The 18,375-nt window shown below is 68.0% G+C and carries 20 protein-coding genes and 1 tRNA gene; 6 read left to right on the forward strand and 15 right to left on the reverse strand.

The annotated features are described in order from the left end of the window. Window positions 1–62 precede the first annotated feature (62 nt). From E3O22_RS00430 to E3O22_RS00465, 8 genes are all read right to left on the reverse strand, one after another. Window positions 63–947, reverse strand: coding sequence for a DMT family transporter (locus E3O22_RS00430; protein ID WP_241973475.1), 885 nt, complete (start codon window positions 945–947; stop codon window positions 63–65). 42 nt (window positions 948–989) lie between these two features. Beyond that, complete coding sequence (locus E3O22_RS00435) at window positions 990–1,529, reverse strand: pilus assembly protein TadG-related protein (protein WP_134394261.1); 540 nt, start codon at window positions 1,527–1,529, stop codon at window positions 990–992. Next, window positions 1,526–1,969, reverse strand: coding sequence for a hypothetical protein (locus E3O22_RS00440; protein ID WP_134394262.1), 444 nt, complete (start codon window positions 1,967–1,969; stop codon window positions 1,526–1,528). Before E3O22_RS00440 ends, E3O22_RS00435 begins: the two co-directional genes overlap by 4 nt. 25 nt (window positions 1,970–1,994) lie before the next feature. Beyond that, window positions 1,995–2,405 (reverse strand): TadE family protein, encoded by a 411-nt coding sequence (locus E3O22_RS00445; protein WP_233191293.1) that lies wholly within the window; start codon window positions 2,403–2,405, stop codon window positions 1,995–1,997. A gap of 6 nt (window positions 2,406–2,411) precedes the next feature. Next, window positions 2,412–2,600, reverse strand: coding sequence for a hypothetical protein (locus E3O22_RS00450; RefSeq protein ID WP_104100207.1), 189 nt, complete (start codon window positions 2,598–2,600; stop codon window positions 2,412–2,414). Window positions 2,601–2,684: 84 nt separating this feature from the next. Then, on the reverse strand, window positions 2,685–3,623 hold the full coding sequence (locus E3O22_RS00455) for a type II secretion system F family protein (RefSeq protein ID WP_134394295.1): 939 nt from the start codon (window positions 3,621–3,623) through the stop codon (window positions 2,685–2,687). Continuing rightward, complete coding sequence (locus E3O22_RS00460) at window positions 3,620–4,477, reverse strand: type II secretion system F family protein (protein WP_134394263.1); 858 nt, start codon at window positions 4,475–4,477, stop codon at window positions 3,620–3,622. Before E3O22_RS00460 ends, E3O22_RS00455 begins: the two co-directional genes overlap by 4 nt. Then, window positions 4,474–5,706: a CpaF family protein gene (locus tag E3O22_RS00465; protein WP_134394264.1), complete on the reverse strand. Its 1,233-nt coding sequence runs from the start codon at window positions 5,704–5,706 to the stop codon at window positions 4,474–4,476. The genes E3O22_RS00460 and E3O22_RS00465 overlap by 4 nt, the downstream gene beginning before the upstream one ends. Before the next feature lie 185 nt (window positions 5,707–5,891). On the opposite strand from E3O22_RS00465, the gene E3O22_RS00470 reads away from it, so the two are divergent. The 3 genes from E3O22_RS00470 to E3O22_RS00480 all read left to right on the forward strand — a co-directional run bounded on the left by E3O22_RS00470 (window position 5,892) and on the right by E3O22_RS00480 (window position 7,544). Next, a tRNA-Leu gene (locus E3O22_RS00470) sits at window positions 5,892–5,973 on the forward strand. A gap of 1 nt (window position 5,974) precedes the next feature. Continuing rightward, window positions 5,975–6,655 carry a DedA family protein gene (locus E3O22_RS00475; RefSeq protein WP_134394265.1) on the forward strand — a complete coding sequence of 227 codons (681 nt, stop codon included), beginning with the start codon at window positions 5,975–5,977 and terminating at the stop codon, window positions 6,653–6,655. 124 nt (window positions 6,656–6,779) lie between these two features. Then, complete coding sequence (locus E3O22_RS00480) at window positions 6,780–7,544, forward strand: DedA family protein (RefSeq protein WP_134394296.1); 765 nt, start codon at window positions 6,780–6,782, stop codon at window positions 7,542–7,544. Window positions 7,545–7,622: 78 nt separating this feature from the next. Here E3O22_RS00480 and E3O22_RS00485 read toward each other — a convergent pair whose 3' ends face one another. The 4 genes from E3O22_RS00485 to murI all read right to left on the reverse strand — a co-directional run bounded on the left by E3O22_RS00485 (window position 7,623) and on the right by murI (window position 10,816). Continuing rightward, complete coding sequence (locus E3O22_RS00485; protein WP_134394266.1) at window positions 7,623–8,534, reverse strand: cation diffusion facilitator family transporter; 912 nt, start codon at window positions 8,532–8,534, stop codon at window positions 7,623–7,625. Between the two features lie 92 nt (window positions 8,535–8,626). Then, on the reverse strand, window positions 8,627–9,217 hold the full coding sequence (gene rdgB / locus E3O22_RS00490) for an RdgB/HAM1 family non-canonical purine NTP pyrophosphatase (protein ID WP_134394267.1): 591 nt from the start codon (window positions 9,215–9,217) through the stop codon (window positions 8,627–8,629). A 4-nt stretch (window positions 9,218–9,221) separates the two neighbouring features. Next, the gene (gene rph / locus E3O22_RS00495; RefSeq protein ID WP_134394268.1) at window positions 9,222–9,956 is read right to left on the reverse strand and encodes a ribonuclease PH; all 735 of its coding nucleotides are present in this window, start codon (window positions 9,954–9,956) and stop codon (window positions 9,222–9,224) included. Continuing rightward, window positions 9,953–10,816 carry a glutamate racemase gene (murI, locus tag E3O22_RS00500; protein WP_134394269.1) on the reverse strand — a complete coding sequence of 288 codons (864 nt, stop codon included), beginning with the start codon at window positions 10,814–10,816 and terminating at the stop codon, window positions 9,953–9,955. Before murI ends, rph begins: the two co-directional genes overlap by 4 nt. A 243-nt stretch (window positions 10,817–11,059) precedes the next feature. On the opposite strand from murI, the gene E3O22_RS00505 reads away from it, so the two are divergent. Next, window positions 11,060–12,292: a beta-ketoacyl synthase gene (locus E3O22_RS00505; protein WP_198410542.1), complete on the forward strand. Its 1,233-nt coding sequence runs from the start codon at window positions 11,060–11,062 to the stop codon at window positions 12,290–12,292. Between the two features lie 62 nt (window positions 12,293–12,354). After that, the gene (locus E3O22_RS00510; protein ID WP_134394271.1) at window positions 12,355–13,677 is read left to right on the forward strand and encodes a nicotinate phosphoribosyltransferase; all 1,323 of its coding nucleotides are present in this window, start codon (window positions 12,355–12,357) and stop codon (window positions 13,675–13,677) included. 15 nt (window positions 13,678–13,692) lie between these two features. Here the strand turns inward: E3O22_RS00510 and E3O22_RS00515 are convergent, their stop codons facing one another. From E3O22_RS00515 to E3O22_RS16205, 3 genes are all read right to left on the reverse strand, one after another. Beyond that, window positions 13,693–13,983, reverse strand: a complete 291-nt coding sequence (locus E3O22_RS00515; RefSeq protein WP_104171578.1) for a DUF3039 domain-containing protein — start codon at window positions 13,981–13,983, stop codon at window positions 13,693–13,695. 170 nt (window positions 13,984–14,153) lie between these two features. Further along, complete coding sequence (locus tag E3O22_RS00520) at window positions 14,154–15,728, reverse strand: PAM68 family protein (protein WP_241976454.1); 1,575 nt, start codon at window positions 15,726–15,728, stop codon at window positions 14,154–14,156. Next, a complete protein-coding gene (locus tag E3O22_RS16205; RefSeq protein ID WP_241976455.1) occupies window positions 15,704–16,870 on the reverse strand; it encodes an ABC transporter ATP-binding protein in 1,167 nt (388 codons plus the stop codon). Before E3O22_RS16205 ends, E3O22_RS00520 begins: the two co-directional genes overlap by 25 nt. 789 nt (window positions 16,871–17,659) lie before the next feature. On the opposite strand from E3O22_RS16205, the gene E3O22_RS00530 reads away from it, so the two are divergent. Next, on the forward strand, window positions 17,660–18,352 hold the full coding sequence (locus tag E3O22_RS00530; RefSeq protein WP_134394272.1) for an NTP transferase domain-containing protein: 693 nt from the start codon (window positions 17,660–17,662) through the stop codon (window positions 18,350–18,352). The last annotated feature ends 23 nt before the right edge of the window (window positions 18,353–18,375 follow it).

Genomic DNA, 18,375 nt, shown 5'->3' on the forward strand with positions numbered 1-18,375 from the left:
GTTCAACGCCGGGCAGCCGGCGACGGATACCCGCACGCGCCCGATCGGAGAATCGCGCCCGATCAGGGCGTCGCGCCCGCGATGATCTCGAGTTCGGATTTCGGCGTTTCACGCTGGCTGGCGATGGCCGCGCCGGCCGCCACGCACACCACAAGGATGGCGATCTGCTGCTGCACCAGGAAGGTCTCCCCCAGCACCAGCGCGCCGAACAGCGCCGCGATCACGGGGCCGAAGCTGGTGATGATTGCGTAGAGGCGCGGGGTGATGCGGCGCAGGATGAAGGTGTCCAGCGTGTACGGGAACGCCGACGAGAGCACGCCGATGGCGAGCAGCAGCCCGATCACGCCCCAATTGAGGCTCGACCAGTCGACCGTGAGCAGCGCGAACGGCACCAGCAAGGTCAGGCTCACGACGCTGGCCACGGAAATGCCCTCAAGTCCGGGGAAGGTCACGGCCACCTTGCGGGTCAGCAGAATGTAGGCCGCCCATGACGCCGCCGCGGTCAGGGCGAAGAGGATGCCGACCAGATTGAGTGCCCCGTCAGACCAGGTGAGCAGGAACACCCCGCCCGCCGCAGCGGTGGCATAGACGAAGTCGAGCAGGCGTCGCGACGAGGCCAGCGCGAGTGCGAACGGGCCGAGGAACTCGATTGTGGCGGCGATGCCGAGTCCGAGCAGGTCGACGGCCTCGTAGAAGGTGAGGTTCATCACCGCGAGCACGACGCCGAGCGCCAGCGCGGGCCACAGCCGCCGCCAGGTCAGGCCGGCGAGCTTGGGCCGGTAGAACGGCAGCACCGTGGCGGCCATCACCAGCTGGCGCACTGCGACGACGACGGGTGAGCCGACGAGCGGAATGGCCAGACCGGCGAGGGACGACCCGAAGTTGATGCTCACCTCGGTCACGACCTGGGCGCCGGCACCGGTCAGGCGGTCGCGCTCGGCCGTCACGATGCTCCTCCCCTGCGCCGGGGCAGGCGCGTTTTGCTAACGCTAGCGGAACACCGAGCGCGCCACCGCCGTGACCTCCAGCGGCACCCCGGCCGGCAGCAGCACGGCCAGCACCGGCGGACGCCAATAGGCACTCAGTGAAACCGTGGCGCTTTGCCCGTCGACGGATGCCGCACCGCTCACCCTCAGCCCCTCCATTCGGCCATTCGGGGTGGCTGCGAGAAACTCTTCCGCGGCCGTCCGCACTTCAGCAGACGACAGAGAGGGTCGCAGCTCCGCGCCCGAGCCGTCGACCGTGACGGCCATCGCGCCCAAGTCGAACGCTTCGGCCCCGGCGAGCGCAGCGCCGTCCGCGAGGGTCAGCAGGCGTTTGCGCTCCAGGTACAGAGAGGTTGCGGCCACGACGACGAGGATCAGCAGCAGGGCGAGGAAGCCGTAGAAGATCGTGAGGATGAGCGTCGATCCCTTCTCGCCTCCGGGCCGGATCGGCAGCCGGCGCCGCCACCCCACTGCCCGAGATCCCGATGGCGTGCCGGCGAGAGCGGCCACGCAGGCGACCGCCGAGCCTCCGCCGCCGCTCATCCGGCCCGCCAGAAGCGGGACACCGTCTGCGTGGCCTGGGCCTCCAGGGGAACACTGGCCGATTCGCGCAGTGAGAGGAGGTCCGGCAGCAGCGGCAAGGCCACCCGGATGCGCACGGTGACCGTGACCGTGCTCTGCCGGGTCAGGCATCCGTTCACACCGGCCTCGCAGGCCACGTTGACCTCGGCACCCGCGGGGTCGATGCCGTAGTCCGTCAGCCCGAACTGCACGGCCCGCTCGGCACGGGCGTTCGCCGCGGCCTCATCGGGCGCCTGGACGTAGACGCGTGCTGCCTGGCGGGCTGCTCCCTCCACGGCGAGGGCGCCGGCCTGCAGCGCCGCCATCGCCAGCACCAGGTAGACCAGCGGCACCAGCAGGATCAGGCCGGCCGTGATGAACTCCAGCGAGGCCGAACCCTGCTCTCCGTTCGCCGACCACACACGCCAACGGCTGGCTCGGCCCCCACTACCGCAGGGTCTCGACCGCCGCATGTCCGACCACCTCCAGCCCGCGATCGACGCCGAACAGGGCCAGCAGCGGCAGCGGCGCCACGACACGCACCTGCACGCTCGGGAACCCGCCGTAGTCGCCATAGCTGGCCTCCACATCGGTCGCATACGCGGGCCCGATCGATGTCGTGATCAGCTCGCGGGTGCGTGCCGCACCTTCACCCAGCCCGCTGTCGGCGAGCGCGGCGTACCGGGCTCCCTCGGCGGCGGCGTCAAGTACGGTGTTGCGCACGAGCAGGGTCAGCCCCAGCTGCATGACGCCGAGCGTCAGCGCGGTCAGCAGTGCCCCGACCATCACGAATTCGGCGGCCGCCGAACCCTCCTCACCACCGAGCGATCGGGTTCGGTTCCCCCGCGTGCGCGTCACGGCCGGTCACATTCCGCTGACCCGGTCGATCGCCTGTTGGAACACGCCGCTCAACGCCGGACCGGCCAGACCCCAGATGATCATGACCAGCCCGGCCGTCATCAGGGTGATGAGCACCCATCCCGGAACGTCGCCTCGTTCGTCCCCGCCGGCGTCGCTCCACCGGTCGCGCACACGTCGCTGCAGTGTCTTCATGATTGACTCACTTTCTCTCGTGGGGACAGTGGTTCTCTCGTGCGGCAGTGGCTCAGTGGTTCAGTGGTTCAGTGGCTCAGTGGTTCAGAACCCGCTCTGCAGGATGAACAGGCCGGGGAAGATCGCGAACAGGATCGTCATGGGCAGAATCAGGAAAACCAGCGGCACGAGCATGGCAACCTCTTTCTTTCCGGCCACCTCGATCAGACCGCGTTTGGCCTCTTCCCGGGCATCCTGCGCCTGGGCGCGCAACACCTCCGCGAGCGGGGTTCCCCGGTCGAGCGCACCCGTGACCTGATCGACCAGCCGGGTCACCGCAGGCAGCGCGATCCGGCGTGACAACGCGTGCAGGGCGCTGGCGAGCGGAACCCCGGTGCGCACATCCGCCACCACCCCCGCCAGCTCCCGCGACAATTCGCCCGTGCTCGTGCGCGAGACCCGGGCGAGCGCATCCAGGATGCCCTCCCCCGCCGACAGCGACAGCGTCATGAACTCGAGGACGGTCGGAAACTCGCTCTGCATGCGCGCGAGGCGGGCGGTGGCGGCGCGGCCGAGCATCCAATCGCGGGCCAGCGCGCCGCCCGCCGCGGCGACCACCGGCAGAACGACCTGCACCAGCACCGGCATCGACCGAAACGCCGGTAGGGCAACCACCGCACCTGCCCCGACGAAGAGTCCAGCGAGCGCCCACACCACCTGCTCCGATCGGAACTCGTCGGCGCCGCGGACCGACCCCGACTGACTGAGCCGTCGGGCGATCGTCTCCGAGCCGCCGAGAACGGCGCCGAACGCTCGTTTGAGGGCACCGAACACGGGCGCGAACAGGGTGCCGAGCACCGGCAACGGATGCACCGTCGTACGCCCCACGAATAGCCGCGCCTCCGCCGACACGTCGAGGATGTACGGCGCCAGCCTCTGCGCGAGGCGCGGCCGACTCAGCCGAGGCACCAAGCTGGCGAGCGACCAGAGCCCCACACCCAACGCGGTGCCACAGAACAGCGCCCAGGCCTGCGCGGCGCTCATTTGAACCACCGGCGTTCCTCGGGCAGCCGTCCCAGCGCCACCATCAGGCGGTAGGCAACCACGGAGACGCCGAGGCCGCCGACGATCACGACGACACCGGCGGAGGTGTTGTAGGCAACCGCAGCCTCCGGCCGGGAGGCAAGGAGCAGCAGCACGATCCAGGGCGCGGCCACGCCCAGCCGCGCCGCGTTGACGATCCAGGACTGGCGCGCCTCGACCTCCGAGCGGATGGCGGCATCCTGCCGGAGCCAGGCCGCGAGGCTGCGCAGCACGACCGTGAGATCGCTGCCGCCTACCTCCCGGGCCATGCGCAGCGTCTCCAGGATGCGGTCGGCCACCGGGTCGGCCAGGGAGATCTTGAGCCCGTCGACGGCGGAACCGAAGTTGCCGGTCGCCTGGTACTCCCGGGCGAACTCGGCGAAGGCGGGCCGCGTCGACACCGGGCCGGCCCCTGCCAGGCTGCCGACGCTGTCCGGCAGTGCCAGGCCTGACCGGACCGCTGACACCAGGTGGTCAACGACGTCGGGCCAGACGGCGCGGTTCGCCCGGCGCCGGGCGCGCACCCGCCAGACGACCATCAGCGTCGGCAGCGACAGCCCGGCGAGCGCGGTGACGATCGACAGGGCAGCGATGCCCAGGAGAGCCTGGCTCAGTGCCGACACCGCCAGCCCCAGCACCACAGAGAGGGCGACGAAGGCCGGCAGCGGCAGGCTGCCTAGTCCGGCCTGGGAGAGGTTCGCCCGCAGCCGTCCCTGCGTGCGGGACCGGGCCTTGCCCTTGGTTCGCGGCCAGAGGAACGGCGTGGCGACCAGGAGCAGCCCGGTGCCGAGCAGAGCCCCGAGTGCGAGCGTCATACGGCCCCGGCCCGCAGCACGATGGCCGGGTCGAGTCCGGCCGCGTGGAACTTGGCCAGCTTTGTCGGATACCCCCCGGTCGGCTCGAGGGCGCCCCGCTGGGCCAGGAAGATCGGGCTGGCCTCGATCATCGCCCCTGACAGTTGGCCGCTCGGCGCAAGGATCTCCGTCACCCGGCGCCGTCCGTGCCGGTCGATCTCGCAGTGCACGACGATGTCGATGCAGCCGGCCACGGTCGGCAGCACGAACGAGGAGTCGATGTTGCGGCCCGCCAGAAGCGGCAGCGTGGACAGTTTGCCGAGGGCATCCCGGGCACTGTTGGCGTGGATCGAACACATGCCCGGTAGCCCGCTGTTCAGGGCGATGAGCAGGTCGAGGCTCTCGGCTTCGCGCACCTCGCCGACGATCAGCCGATCGGGGCGCATCCGCAGCGACTCCTTGATCAAGCGGCGCAGGGTGATCTCCCCGGTTCCCTCGAGGCTCGGCTGGCGGCACTGCATCGCTACGACGTCGCGCGCGGCCAGGTCGAGTTCGAACGTCTCCTCCACCGTCACGATGCGCTCGTTCTTGCGCGTGGCCGAGAGCAGTGCGTTGAGCATGGTGGTCTTGCCGGTCTGGGTGGCACCGGAGACGAGGATGTTCTGCCCGGCCAGCACGCACATGCGCAGAAACTCGGACGACTGCTGCGTAAGCGACCCGAGCCCGACCAGCTGGTTCAGGTCGCGAATGCGCCGGGTAAACTTGCGAATATTGACCGCCCAGTGCTGGCGGGTGATATCCGGGATGACCACGTGTAACCGCGACCCGTCGGGCAGAGAGGCATCGACGAACGGGGAGGAGAGGTCGACGCGGCGGCCGGAGGCCTGCAGCATCCGCTCGACCAGGTCGCGTACCTCCCGCGCGGTGAGCACCATGGTGGTCAGCTCGGGCACCCCATCGCGGGCCACGAACACCCGGCTGGGCGCGTTTATCCAGATTTCCTCGATGCCGGGATCATCGAGGAACGGTTGCAGCGACCCGAACCCGGTCAGTGAGGCCACGACTTCGCGCGCCGCCTGGCGCTCGTCGGCGATCAGCGGCAGGGAGTTGCCGAGCGCCCGCTCGGCGTAGCGCTGCACCTCGTCGCGCACGTACTGTTCGGCGAGCCCGGAGTTCGACGCCAGGTCAACGCCATCGCGACGCACGCGAGTGCGAACCTGCTCGGTGATGATGCGCACGGCTTCGCTCATTCCTGCATGATCGCCCATCCCGCGCCGACCACGCCCGACTTATCCACAGCCACGAGCCCGGAGACGTGCCGATCTGGCCGACCCTGGCGGCGATGAGGCAGCGCGGTGACCCGGTGTCCGGTCCACGGAGGTGGCCAACGCTCACGGGCAGGGCACTCCCGCGAAGTACACTGGAAGCGCACTTCGCGGGAGTGGTGAAATTGGCAGACACGCAGGATTTAGGTTCCTGTGCTTTCGAGCGTGGGGGTTCAAGTCCCCTCTCCCGCACATGAGTCACATCTCGGCCCTGGACGGCCAATTGAACGAACTGCTGGAGAGTACCGGCGTCGTACTTTTCTATCTGCTCGTGTGGGCCTTGGTCTTCGCCGGAACGGCGGTGTTCCTCGGGATCTTCATCCCGTTCATCACCGGCGACTCCCTGCTTTTCGGCTCCGGCCTGGTGGCTGCATCCACGCCGAGCCTGAGCATCGCTGTTCTGGCCGTCGGAACCGGCATCGCCGCGTTCCTGGGTGACCAGGTCGGTTTCCTACTCGGTCGCCACTTCGGCCGCTCCTACCTGGACCGCCACGGCGGCCGCCACACCCGCACGGCCATCGCCAAGACGGAGACCTTCTACCACAAGTACGGCTGGTGGTCAGTGGTCGTCGCCCGGTTCATGCCATGGGGCCGCGTCTTCGTGCCAGTGATCGCCGGCGTCGGCCGCATGAATTACTACACGTTCCTGACCAGCAATCTGGTCGGAGCCCTGGCCTGGGGCGTGGGTCTCACCCTCACCGGCTACTACGCGGCCGCCATCCCCGGCGTGACGAGCGCCGCCTATGTCATCGCCGGGGTCTTCATCACGGCCTCAATCGTCTTCGGCATGCGCACCCAGCTGATGGATCGCGCCCAGAACCGGCTCGATGCCCGCAGTGCGCTCGACGACCCGACAGTGGTCCAGGCCCCGTGACCCCCTGCGAGCCCACGGCGCACTGTCGGCAAACCGCGTTAGCCTGTAACAGAGCACACAGTGATCCCGCCGCCCGGCCGATCTGACCGACGCCCACAGGAGTTTCTTAGTGATTCATACGGCCCTGCTTCCCACGGCAGTTATCCCCTGGCTCGACCCGGAAGTCCTGATCAACGGGTTCGGGCCCTGGGCCCTCCTGGGCGTCTGCGCGATCGTCTTCGCCGAGACCGGCCTGCTGGTGGGGTTTCTGCTTCCCGGCGACACCCTGCTGGTCATCACCGGCCTGCTGACCTTTGCCGGGGTCATCCAGATCGACATCTGGTGGGTGGCCCTGGCCATCGGATTCTCGGCCTTTTTCGGCGGAGAAGTCGGCTACCTGATCGGGCACAAGTTCGGGCCCAGGGTCTTCGAGCGCAAAGAATCCGGTTTGTTCAGCATTAAGAACGTCGAGCGCACGAACGCGTTCTTTGTTCGCTTCGGCGGCGTGGCCGTCATCGTGGCCCGCTTCGTGCCGATCGTGCGCACCTTCGCCCCGGTCGCGGCCGGCGTCGGCCACATGGACTACCGCAAGTACTCGCTGTACAACCTGATCGGCGCCCTCCTCTGGGGCACCGGCCTCACCTACTTCGGTTTCTTCCTCGGCTACATCCCACCAGTCGCAGATTTCGTTCAGAACTACATCGACATCATCCTGCTGGCCGCGGTCTTCATCACGCTCATCCCCACCGTCTTCCACTACCTACAGTCCGCGTCCAGAGCCCGCCGTGACGCGCGCGCCGGACGGACCATCCAGACCGGAAGCCTCGTCCTCGACGCCGACGCCTTCGCGGATCCCCACCAGCACACGCATGACGAGCACAAACACGACGAGCACAAACACGAGCTCTGAGCTCTGAGCTCTGAGCTCTGAGCTCTGAGCTCTGAACTCTGAGCTCTGCACAGTCCGGGCTGCCCCCGGCGGGTCACGCTACCGGTGCGGGTTCTCCTCGTGCGCCGCGTGCTCGGCCGGCTCGAGCTGGAACGTCGAGTGGTCCACATCGAAATGGTCGGCCAGACACGCGGAGAGCTCGTCGAGAAGTGCGCCGGAGCCACCCGAGCCGAGCACCACAGGTTCGACCACGACGTGGGCGCTGAAGACGTGGGCCCCGGAGGTGATCATCCACACGTGCACATCGTGTACCGCCACCACGCCGTTCGTTTCCAGCAGGTGCCGCCGGATCTCTGCGACATCCGTGTCGGCCGGCACCGATTCGCTCAGCACCCGCACCACGTCGCGCAGCAGCACGAGGGCTCGGGGCGCGATCATGCCGGCGATGATCAGCGACGCGATCGCATCGGCCTGCACAAAGCCCGTCAATAGGATGACCCCGGCCGCGGCGATGACCGCCACCGAGCCCAGGGTGTCCCCGAGCACCTCGAGGTAAGCGCCGCGCATATTGATCGACGACCCGGCCGCCGGGCGCAGCAGGAGCAGGGCCGCGACGTTGGCCAGGAGGCCGATCACGGCCACGACCAGCATGGGAGTCGCCCGCACCTCGCTGCCGCCGGCGTCGACCAGTCGGCCGACGGCGCCGATCACGACGGCGATGGCAACCCCCAGCAGGATGAGCCCGTTCAGCAGGGCGCCGAACACCTCGGCCCGTTGGTAACCAAACGTCTGCCGGTCGGTAGCCGGCCGCGCGGCCACCACGGTGGCCGTCAGAGCGATGATCAGACCCGCGAGGTCGGAGAACATGTGGCCGGCATCCGCCAGCAGGGCCAGGGAACCGGTCAGCCAGGCGCCGACGACCTCCACCACGAGCACCGCGGCGACAATCCCGATCGCCACCGACAGACGCGCCCGGTTCGTCTGCGAGGTGTGCGCGTGATCATGGCCCATGCCTCCACGCTAGGGCCGCGGGCATTCGGCCGCCAGTTCAGCCGTCAGTTGGGAATGAGTGCCGTTCTCAGCAGTCGAGACGGATACGCCGGTCAGGCTTCCAGCAGCGTCTCCAGCACCGGAATCAGCTTGCCGAAGGCCCTCGCCCGGTGGCTGTGCTCGTTCTTCACGTTCGGGGTCAGCTCGGCGGCGGAAATCGCATAGCCGTCGGGCAGGAAAATCGGGTCGTAGCCGAAGCCGCCGGCGCCGCTCGGCTCGGTCAGGATCCGCCCGGGCCATTCCCCGGTCACGTGCCACTCCGTGCCGTCGGGCATGGCCAGCGCGGCGACGCAGGTGAAGTGTCCGCCGCGGTGCTCCGCGGCCACATCGCCCAACTGCCAGAGCAGCAGCTGCAGGTTCTGGTCGGAGTCCCGGGCGGGCCCGGCCCAGCGGGCCGAGAAGATGCCGGGCGAACCGCCGAGGAGGTCCACGCAGATGCCGGAGTCGTCGGCGATGGCCGGCAGACCGGTGTGCGCGGCGGCGGCGCGCGCCTTGATCAGAGCGTTCTCGGCGAAGGTGACGCCGTCTTCGACCGGCTCGGGGCCGTCGTAGGCCAGCACGTCGAGGTCGGGGAGCCGGGGGGCGAGGATGCGCCGCAGCTCCTCGACCTTGTGCTGATTGTGGGTGGCGAGAACGACCTGCATGGCCCTAGCGCCCCAGCGCCGTCGTCTGGAACTCGGTCAGGGAGATCGTCCCGGCCAGCGCCAGATCGAGCAGAGAATTGAGTTCGGTGCGGTCGAACGGCGCGGCCTCGGCCGTGCCCTGCACCTCCACGAAGAGGCCGCGTCCGGTTACGACCACGTTCATGTCGGTTTCGGCCCGGGAGTCTTCGGTGTAGGCAAGGTCAAGCATGGGCTCACCGCCGACGATACCCACGGAGATGGCCGCGACGCTGTCGATCAGAGGCTGGGCCTTCTGGCTGAGGAACTTCTTCTCCTTGCCCCACTCGAGGGCGTCGGCGAGGGCCACGTAGGCTCCCGTGATTGCCGCGGTGCGGGTGCCCCCATCAGCCTGGAGCACGTCGCAGTCCAACACGATGGTGTTCTCGCCAAGCGCCTTCATGTCGACCACGGCGCGCAGGCTGCGTCCGACCAGACGGCTGATCTCGTGGGTACGCCCGCCGATGCGGCCCTTGACCGATTCGCGGTCCATCCGAGAGTCGGTGGAGCGCGGCAGCATGGAGTACTCGGCCGTGACCCAGCCCTTACCCTTGCCGGCCATCCAGCGCGGTACGCCGTTGGTGAACGAGGCCGTGCAGAGCACCTTGGTGCGCCCGAACGAGATCAGGGCCGACCCTTCGGCCTGGTCGCTCCAACCGCGCTCGATCGTGACGGGGCGCAGCTGGTCGTTCGTTCGTCCGTCTACGCGCACGGTGTCGGTCACGTGGTCTCCTTGGGGTTGGGATGCGATGCGGCGAACTCGGCAAGCTCGCTCAAACTGAAGGACCCGGTCTCGACCAGGTCTACGCGACCGATTTCCGGCCCGATCAGCCGGTGAGCCAGGTGCAGAAAATCGTCGGCGCTGTCGCCGGTGGCCTCGTACCGGTAGCTGGGCGGCGCCTGCTCGGTGCGTTCCAGGCCCTGGCTCACCAACAGCCGGTACACGTCGTTGGCCGTCTCGGTGTCGCTGGAGACGAGGGTTACGGTGTCCCCCATCACGTAGGAGATGGCACCACGCAGGAAGGGGTAGTGCGTGCATCCGAGAACGAGCGTGTCGACATCCGCGGTCCGCAGCGGGGCGAGATAGCCTTCGGCGACCGACAGTAGTTCGTCGCCCGTGGTGATTCCCGCCTCGACGAATTCGACGAACCGTGGGCACGCCTGCGTCAGGAGGTGGATGTCGGTGGCCGCGGCGAACGCGTCGTCGTAGGCGCGCGATTTGACTGTGCCCAGAGTGCCGATCACGCCGACCCGCTTGTTGCGGGTGGTGCGCACGGCACGGCGCACGGCCGGTTGGATGACCTCTACCACCGGCACGCTGTAGCGCTCTCGGGCATCTCGGAGCATCGCGGCCGAAGCGGTGTTGCAGGCGATGACCAGCATTTTCACATCTTGGGCAATCAGGTCGTCGAGAACGTCAAGGGCGAAACCGCGCACATCCGCGATCCTCTTCGGGCCATACGGAGAATGCGCAGTGTCTCCGATGTAGAGGATCGATTCATTGGGCAGTTGATCCTTGATCGCCCGGGCGACAGTCAGGCCGCCCACTCCGGAATCAAAGATTCCAATCGGTGCATCCGTCACGACATTCGAGCCTAGTCGGAATCCTCGACCCCCACCGGCGCACGCGCGGCACCCGGTCCGGCGCGGCCGGGGATCACCCCCCGAACAGGGAGATTGACGGCACATTCCCAGTCTCGCCCCGGTGGCGTCAGCACGTTCCATTCGGGGAATATGGCCGTAACTACACTCGGAATATGGCTCCCGCCAACCGACGGACGCCCCACCAGAATGACGTCACATTCGTTGTTTGAGGAGATGATCACCGTGAATGATCGAGTTGTAATCACCGGGCTGGGCGCCTTGACGCCCCTGGGCAACAATTGGCGCGACACGTGGTCGGGCCTCACCGGCGGCCGCAGCGGCGTAGCCCGGATCACCCAATTCGATCCCGCCGGTCTGCCGACGCAGATCGCCGGCGAGGTGAAGAACTTCATTCCGGCCGAGCGGATGACCGTGAAGCAGGTCAAGCGCGCATCGCGGGCCTCGCAGCTCGCGATCGCCGCAGCCCGCGAGGCGGTGGCTGACGCCGGTTTCGGCGCATCCATGGAAGGCATCGACACGGCGGTCGTCGTCAACAGCGCCGTGAGCGGCTTCGCGGAGATCCAGGAAGCCACCGAGCTCGTCAACTCCGGCGACTCCCGGCGCATCCCGCCGCGCTTCGTGCCCTCCGCTCTGCTGAACATGGCCGCCTGCGAGATCGCGATCGACCTCGGCGTCCACGGACCGGTCAACGCGAGTGCCCTGGCCTGCGCCAGCGGGGCCTACGCACTCCTCGAGGCACGCACCATGCTCGTCATGGGTGACGCCGACGTCGTCATCGCCGGCGGGGTCGAGGCTGCGATCACGCCCGTCATGTTCGCGGGCCTGAACGCCATGCACGCGGCCTCCAAGAATAACGATTCCCCGGCCGAGGCCTCACGGCCGTTCGACGCTGACCGCAATGGGCTCGTCTTCGGTGAGGGAGCGGTCGTCTTCGTGATGGAGCTGCTCTCCCACGCCCGAGCCCGCGGCGCCCAGATCTACGCGGAGGTGCTGGGCGGCGCCCTCACCAGCGACGGCCACAGCATCGTCGCGCCCGAACCCACCGGCAAGTTCGCGAGCCTGGCCATGACCCGCGCCCTCATCAAGTCGAAGTTGAACCCGAGCGACATCGACATGATCTGCGCCCACGGCACGTCCACTCAGGCCAACGACCGGGCCGAGACCTCGGCGATTCGCCAAGCACTCGGGCACGCTGCCGACTCCATCGCCGTCACCGCCCCCAAGTCGATGACCGGCCACATGATCGGCGCCGCGGGTGCCCTCTCCGGCCTGCTCTGCGCCCTGTCGGTCCGCACCGGCATCATCCCGCCCACCATCAACTACACGACCCCCGACCCGGATTGCACGCTCGACTACGTGCCGCGAATCGCTCGGGAGAAGCCGGTGAAGTTCGCCCTGGCGAATGCGTTCGGCTTCGGGGGGCAGAACTGCATCGTCGCCTTCGGGGCGCTGTAGGCCCTCTACTCCGACAAGAACACGTACCGGGCCGGGCGGGGCGGGGCGGATAAGCTTTCCGGGTGACCGAATCCTCAGCATTCCGCACCGACCGTTACGAACTCACCATGGTGGACGCCGCGATCCAAAGCGGAACCGCCGGACGAGAGTGCCAGTTCGAGGCCTTCGCCCGGCACCTCCCCTCCGGCCGCCGCTACGGCATCGTGGCCGGCACCGGGCGGCTGCTCGATCTCATTCGGGCCTTCCGGTTCACGGATGCCGAACTCACCTGGCTGAGAGACAACAGTGTGGTGCGCGAGCCCACCATCGACTGGCTCGCCGACTACGCCTTCCGCGGCACCATCTGGGGCTACCAGGAAGGCGAGGTCTACTTCCCGGGCTCTCCCCTGATCACGGTGGACGGCACCTTCGCCGAATGCGTCATTCTCGAAACCCTGATTCTCAGCGTGCTCAACTACGACAGCTCCGTCGCCAGCGCCGCCGCACGGATGGTCTCGGTCAGCCTGGGCCGCCCCCTCGCCGAAATGGGTTCGCGCCGCACGGGCGAGTACTCCGGGGTCGCCGCCGCCCGGGCCGCCTACATCGCCGGTTTCGCCTCGACCAGTAACCTGGAGGCCGGCCGCAGCTGGGGCGTGCCCACCATGGGCACCGCCGCCCACTCCTTCACTCTCCTGCACGACAGCGAGGAGGACGCCTTCCGTGCCCAGGTCGCGGCCTTCGGACCGGCCACCACCCTGCTCGTGGACACCTTCGACGTCGCCGCGGGCATCGAACTGGCCGTCAGGGTGGCCGGACCTGCGCTCGGGTCGATCCGGATCGACTCCGGCGACCTGCCGACCAGGGTGGCCGAGGCCCGCAGCCAACTGGACTCGCTCGGTGCCGTCAACACGCACATCACCGTCACCAGCGACCTCGACGAGTTCTCCATCGCCGCTCTGTCCGCGTCGCCCGTGGACGCCTTCGGCGTGGGTACATCGGTGGTGACCGGTTCGGGCTCCCCCGCCGCAGGGATGGTCTACAAACTCGTCGCGCACCGCGACGACGCCGGCGACTGGGTGCCCGTCGCCAAGACCTCGCCCGCGAAGAGCTCGGTCGGCGGCCGAAAGCGGGCCGTGCGACGGCTCGACTCCGCCGGGATCGCGCGCGCCGAGGTCGTCCTGATCGGCGAGGATCCGGCCGGCTCCACTCCGCCCGCGGAGCCTTCCGCCCGGGACCGCGTGCTGCTGGTGCCTCTGATCACCGACGGCGTGATCGACAAAAGCTACCTCGGGGCGGCCGGCACGACCCGCGCCCGCGCGCACCACGCAGCCGTCATGCAGGAACTGCCGATCGAGGCCTTCCGCCTCGGGCGCGGCGACCCGGTCATCCCGACCCTGTACCTATAGCGCTCAACCGACAGGTCAGGCCTTCATCTTCTCGTAGATGGCCTTGCAGGCCGGGCAGACCGGGAACTTCTCCGGGTCGCGTCCGGGCAACCACTTCTTGCCGCAGAGGGCGCGCACCGGCTTGCCGGAAATGGCCGATTCGAGAATCTTGTCTTTGGGCACGTAATGCGAGAAACGCTCGTGGTCGCCCGGCTCGATGTGCTCCTGGTTGAGGAGTTGCTCGAGCTCACGGTCGAGCGTCGAGGTGCCGCCACCGGTGCCGGGGTTTCCGGGTTCTGCGATGCTCGCGCGAAAGTGATCAGTCATGCACTCAGTCTAAACAACCCGCGGGCGCACCGGCAGGCCTGCCTGATCCTGCCCGCGAGCCGGAGCCGGGCGGATACCGCGAGCGAGTCGCGCGGGAGCTGCGCCCCTCCGCGCGTGGCGTGCCACCGGCGCAGCGGCGCAGCACGCGCGCCACGCGAACGTCAGGACGCCTAGGCCCGCACGGCGGAGGCGATCATCTCCGGCCCGCGCCGTTCGAACGCGAGCGAACCCAGAAAGACCCCGCCCACGAGCGTGATCAGACCGATGGCGACACCCAGCACGAGCGCCGGGATGTTCCAGACCGGGTCGACGAAGACGCCGAGCAGCGCGCACGCGAGAGCCGGGAGCGAAAGCAGGATCGACCCCGCGAACGTGAACGACTGGATCAGCGCGGCCGCCGTGTCCGACGCCTGAGGCTGAGCGAAAGGGCTGTCTCCCGGCTTGGTCGCCGGATAGGGGAAGCGCGCCGATGAATAACTCGAGAGCCCGAGCCCGGTCAGCAGGATACTGGTGCTCACCCCCAGGATGGACGGCATCACCGCCCAGTCGCCGTAGACCGACACACTGATCGCCGACCCCGCCGCGATCATCGGGATTCCCACGAAGAGTGCGGGAACCAACCGCCCCATCCGGTCCTCGAATCCGCGGGTGCCGGAGGCCACGTGCAGCCAGACCGCGGTGTGGTCCAGGGCGACGTCGTTGTGCAGGGTCCAGCCCAGGAACACACTCATCAACGGCACCGGCAGAAGAGCGAGGTAGGAGATCGGCAACCCCGCGAATGACAGCGGCAAGATGACGATCAGAGGGATGACCGGGATGACGATCACCGACATCCAGTACCGGGAGTCGCGGCGCCAGTAGGTGAGGCTACGGGCCGCAATCGCACCCATCGGAGTGTGCGGCATGCTGTCGAACCACCCGAGCCCGCCGTACTGGCGGACCTGAGCCTCACGGCCGGGCGTGACGAGCATCCGTGCCACCAGGCCCTGCCAGGTCAGCCACAGCAGGTACGTCGTTGCCGCGGCCATCAACAGTTTGAGCACGGCCGCACCCCAGAGCCCGGTGGAGGCATCTCCGGGAACGGCCCAGGCCGCACCGAGGGGCGTCCAGCCGAGGATGCCCGCCAGCCCGCCGATCAGGTCGAGGCCGTAGCGACCCCAATCGAAGTTGAGCGCCAGAAGCACGACGGGGGCGATCATCACCAGAAGCAGCACTCCGATGATTCCGGTGAATTCCCGGGATCGACGCGTGGCCAGCAAGAACGCCCCCAACGACGTGCTCACCCGGGACCCGAGCATGCAGGTGGCCAGCAGCAGGATGGCGGATACGAGGGCGAGCACCGTCTCCAAGAGGCCGCGGGACCAGGTCACGACCGTGCCGAGCAGCACGACCGCGAGCACGAACGCGGGCACCCCGACCAGAGAGGACAGCGCCAGACCGAGCGACAGCCTCCGGGTCGGGATGCCCATGGTCGCGAATTTGCGCGGGTCCATGGTGTCGTCGATTCCGAAGACCAGCGGGAACAGCAGGAAGCCGAGCACGACGAGTGATCCAGCGACGACCAGGCCGTCGCGAATGGCGACGGGATCTCCCGTGAAGCGCAGCCCGACGAGCACTACGAAGAGGCCGACGGCCAGGGCGAGGCCGTAGAGCAGGCCGATCACGATGCCGACGACCTGCCAGGGGCTGCGCCGGAACAGATTGGCGAGTAGGTGGACTTTCAGTCCGAGAAACTGTGCAACCACTCCATGCCCTCCGCCACCTTTCGTCCGCCGGCCAGCTCGATGAACCGTTCCTCGAGCGTTTTTTCGCCGCGAACCTCGTCGATGGTGCCGGAGGCCAGCACCGCGCCCTCCACGATGATGGCGACATGATCGCAAACGCGCTGGATCAGATCCATTCCGTGGCTCGACAGCACGACCGTTCCACCACTGGCGACGTATTTCTGCAGGATCTCCGTGACGTTGACGGCGGAGACCGGGTCGACGGACTCGAACGGCTCATCGAGCACAAGCAGCCGCGGCGAATGGATCATCGCGCAGGCGAGTGCGATCTTCTTCGTCATGCCGGCCGAGTAGTCGGCGACGAGGCGATTAAGCGCGTCTTCGAGACCGAAGGCGGTTGCCAGGTCGGCCGCGCGCTGCCGCACGGTGACGTCGTCGAGACCCCGGAGCACCCCGGAGTAATAGAGCAGCTGGGCTCCGGTCAGGCGGTCGAACAGGCGCAGTCGATCAGGCAGAACGCCGATGATGCGCTTGGCGGCCATCGGGCTCCCCCAGACGTCGATGCCGTTCACCGTGACGGTGCCCGCATCCGGCCGGAGCAGCCCGGTGACCATGGAGAGCGTCGTTGTCTTGCCGGCGCCGTTGGGTCCGACGATCCCGAAGAACGACCCGGCGCGAACCTCGAGGTCGATGCCCGATACCGCCACGGTTCGGCCGAAGCTCTTGTGCAGACCGCTGACCGCCAGCACAACCGGCGGGGCGAGAGCGAGCGCAGTCGGCGCAATCACCCGGGCGCGCTTGCGGGAGGCCTGTTTCACGACGGGCGGTTTCGTGGCAGCGGGGGCGGGGACAGGCAGCAGCTCCGTTTCGGCGGACCCGGGCAGCAGCTCCGTTTCGGGCATGAGTTCGATGCTTGCCGAAACGGATGCGTCGGCACCGGATGCGTCGGCAGCGAATGGCTGGGGCACGGACAGCGCGGCGACCAGGACCGGCTCGGCCTCCTCGCCCGGCGACGGGATGAACTCCGGAAGAACCTGCGTGGCAGGCTCCGCGTCAGGTTCGGCGACGGCGGCCGCGGCCGCGGCCAAGGTCGCCGCCCGGATGGCCGCAGCCCGCGCTGCGCTGGCCTTGGCCGCGCTGGACCGGGCCACACCGGTTTTCACGACGGACTCAGATTTGGCCGCTGCCGTGCGCGCGGCCGTGGCCCGTGCTGGCGTCGTGCGAGCCGCTGCCGTGCGCGCGGCCGTGGCCCGTGCTGGCGTCGTGCGAGCCGACGTCGTGCGAGCCGCGGTCCTGGCAGCCGCGGTAATGGGAGGAGTGGCGAGTGTCGGGGCGTCGGCCGCCGGCGAGATGCCGTCAGAGTCAGACTCCGGCGCTGCGACGGGTCTTTTCGGGGCCGGTCTCGGTGTGGGCTTTGGGGTCGTCCTGGCCGCGGGTTTCTTCGGAAGGGGCGCCCCGGGGGCGTCCTCCCTCGCCTCTGCAGCCGCTTTTGCGCGGGCCGTACTCGGTCGCCCGGCGGCTACACGGGGGGTAGCCTTCGTGCGCGGCGGCGCCTTGGGAACAGGGGCCTTGCGCACCGGGACCGTGCGCACAACAGCCGGCGTCGTGGCCTGTATTTCAGCAGAATCTGGTGCAGAAGAGGGCACCTTCTGCTCGTTGGGCTCGGATGTCGGGGGCGCTGGAGTCACCTCGCTAACCTACCAAGGACCGTCTGACAACGCAGGTTTCGGGGGTCACTCGGAAACACAGTCAGGCCCTGTCCAGCCACGGGCGCCCGTGTCACGAAAGCAACACGGAAAGGAGCCCGCCCTTCCCCCCGACCGAGGGCATAGGGTACTCTCGAGTTGGCATAACGGTGTGTCTATACGTGAACTTACAAGTGAACCCTAGACAAACTCGATCTAAATCTGAGGGAGTCTCGGTCACTCGAATTCTTTTTTGAGGAGACAATCGTGACCACCCAGGTAGTCATTTTGGCAGCAGGTATGGGAAGCAGACTCGGTCGTTCGCTTCCGAAGCCGCTCACGGAACTCAACGACGGTCGAACGATCATGCAGCAGCAGTTCGACAACATCGCGCACGCCTTCGGCAAGAAGGCGAAGGTCACCATCGTGGTCGGTTACAAGCTCGAGCACATCATCGAGGCCTTCCCGCAGGCATCCTTCGTCTACAACGAAGAGTATGACCAGACCAACACCTCGAAGAGCCTGATGCGCGCTCTCCAGGCGTCCACCACCGGCGGTGTGCTCTGGATGAACGGCGACGTCGTCTTCGACCCGGCCATTCTGGACCGCGCTGCCGCGATGGTCGCTCGAGACCAGTCCTTCGTCACCGTCAACACCTCCAAGGTGTCCGACGAGGAGGTCAAGTACACGACCAGCGCCGAGGGCTACATCAAAGAACTCTCCAAGACCCTCACTGGCGGGTTGGGCGAGGCCGTGGGCATCAACTACATCTCCAGCGCGTACAAGGCCGTACTGCTCCATCACCTGACGAAGGTCGCCGACCAGGACTACTTCGAGCGCGGCATCGAACTCGCGATCGAGAAGAACAACCTGTTGGTCGAGCCTCTCGACATCTCCGATTTCTACGCGGTCGAGGTCGACTTCGCCGAGGATCTCGAACGGGCGAACCTCTTCGTGTAGCGGCGCCGTTCGCGTAGGGGCGC

The organism is Cryobacterium sp. TMT2-18-2 (assembly GCF_004402245.1).
Classification (GTDB): Bacteria; Actinomycetota; Actinomycetes; order Actinomycetales; family Microbacteriaceae; genus Cryobacterium; species Cryobacterium sandaracinum.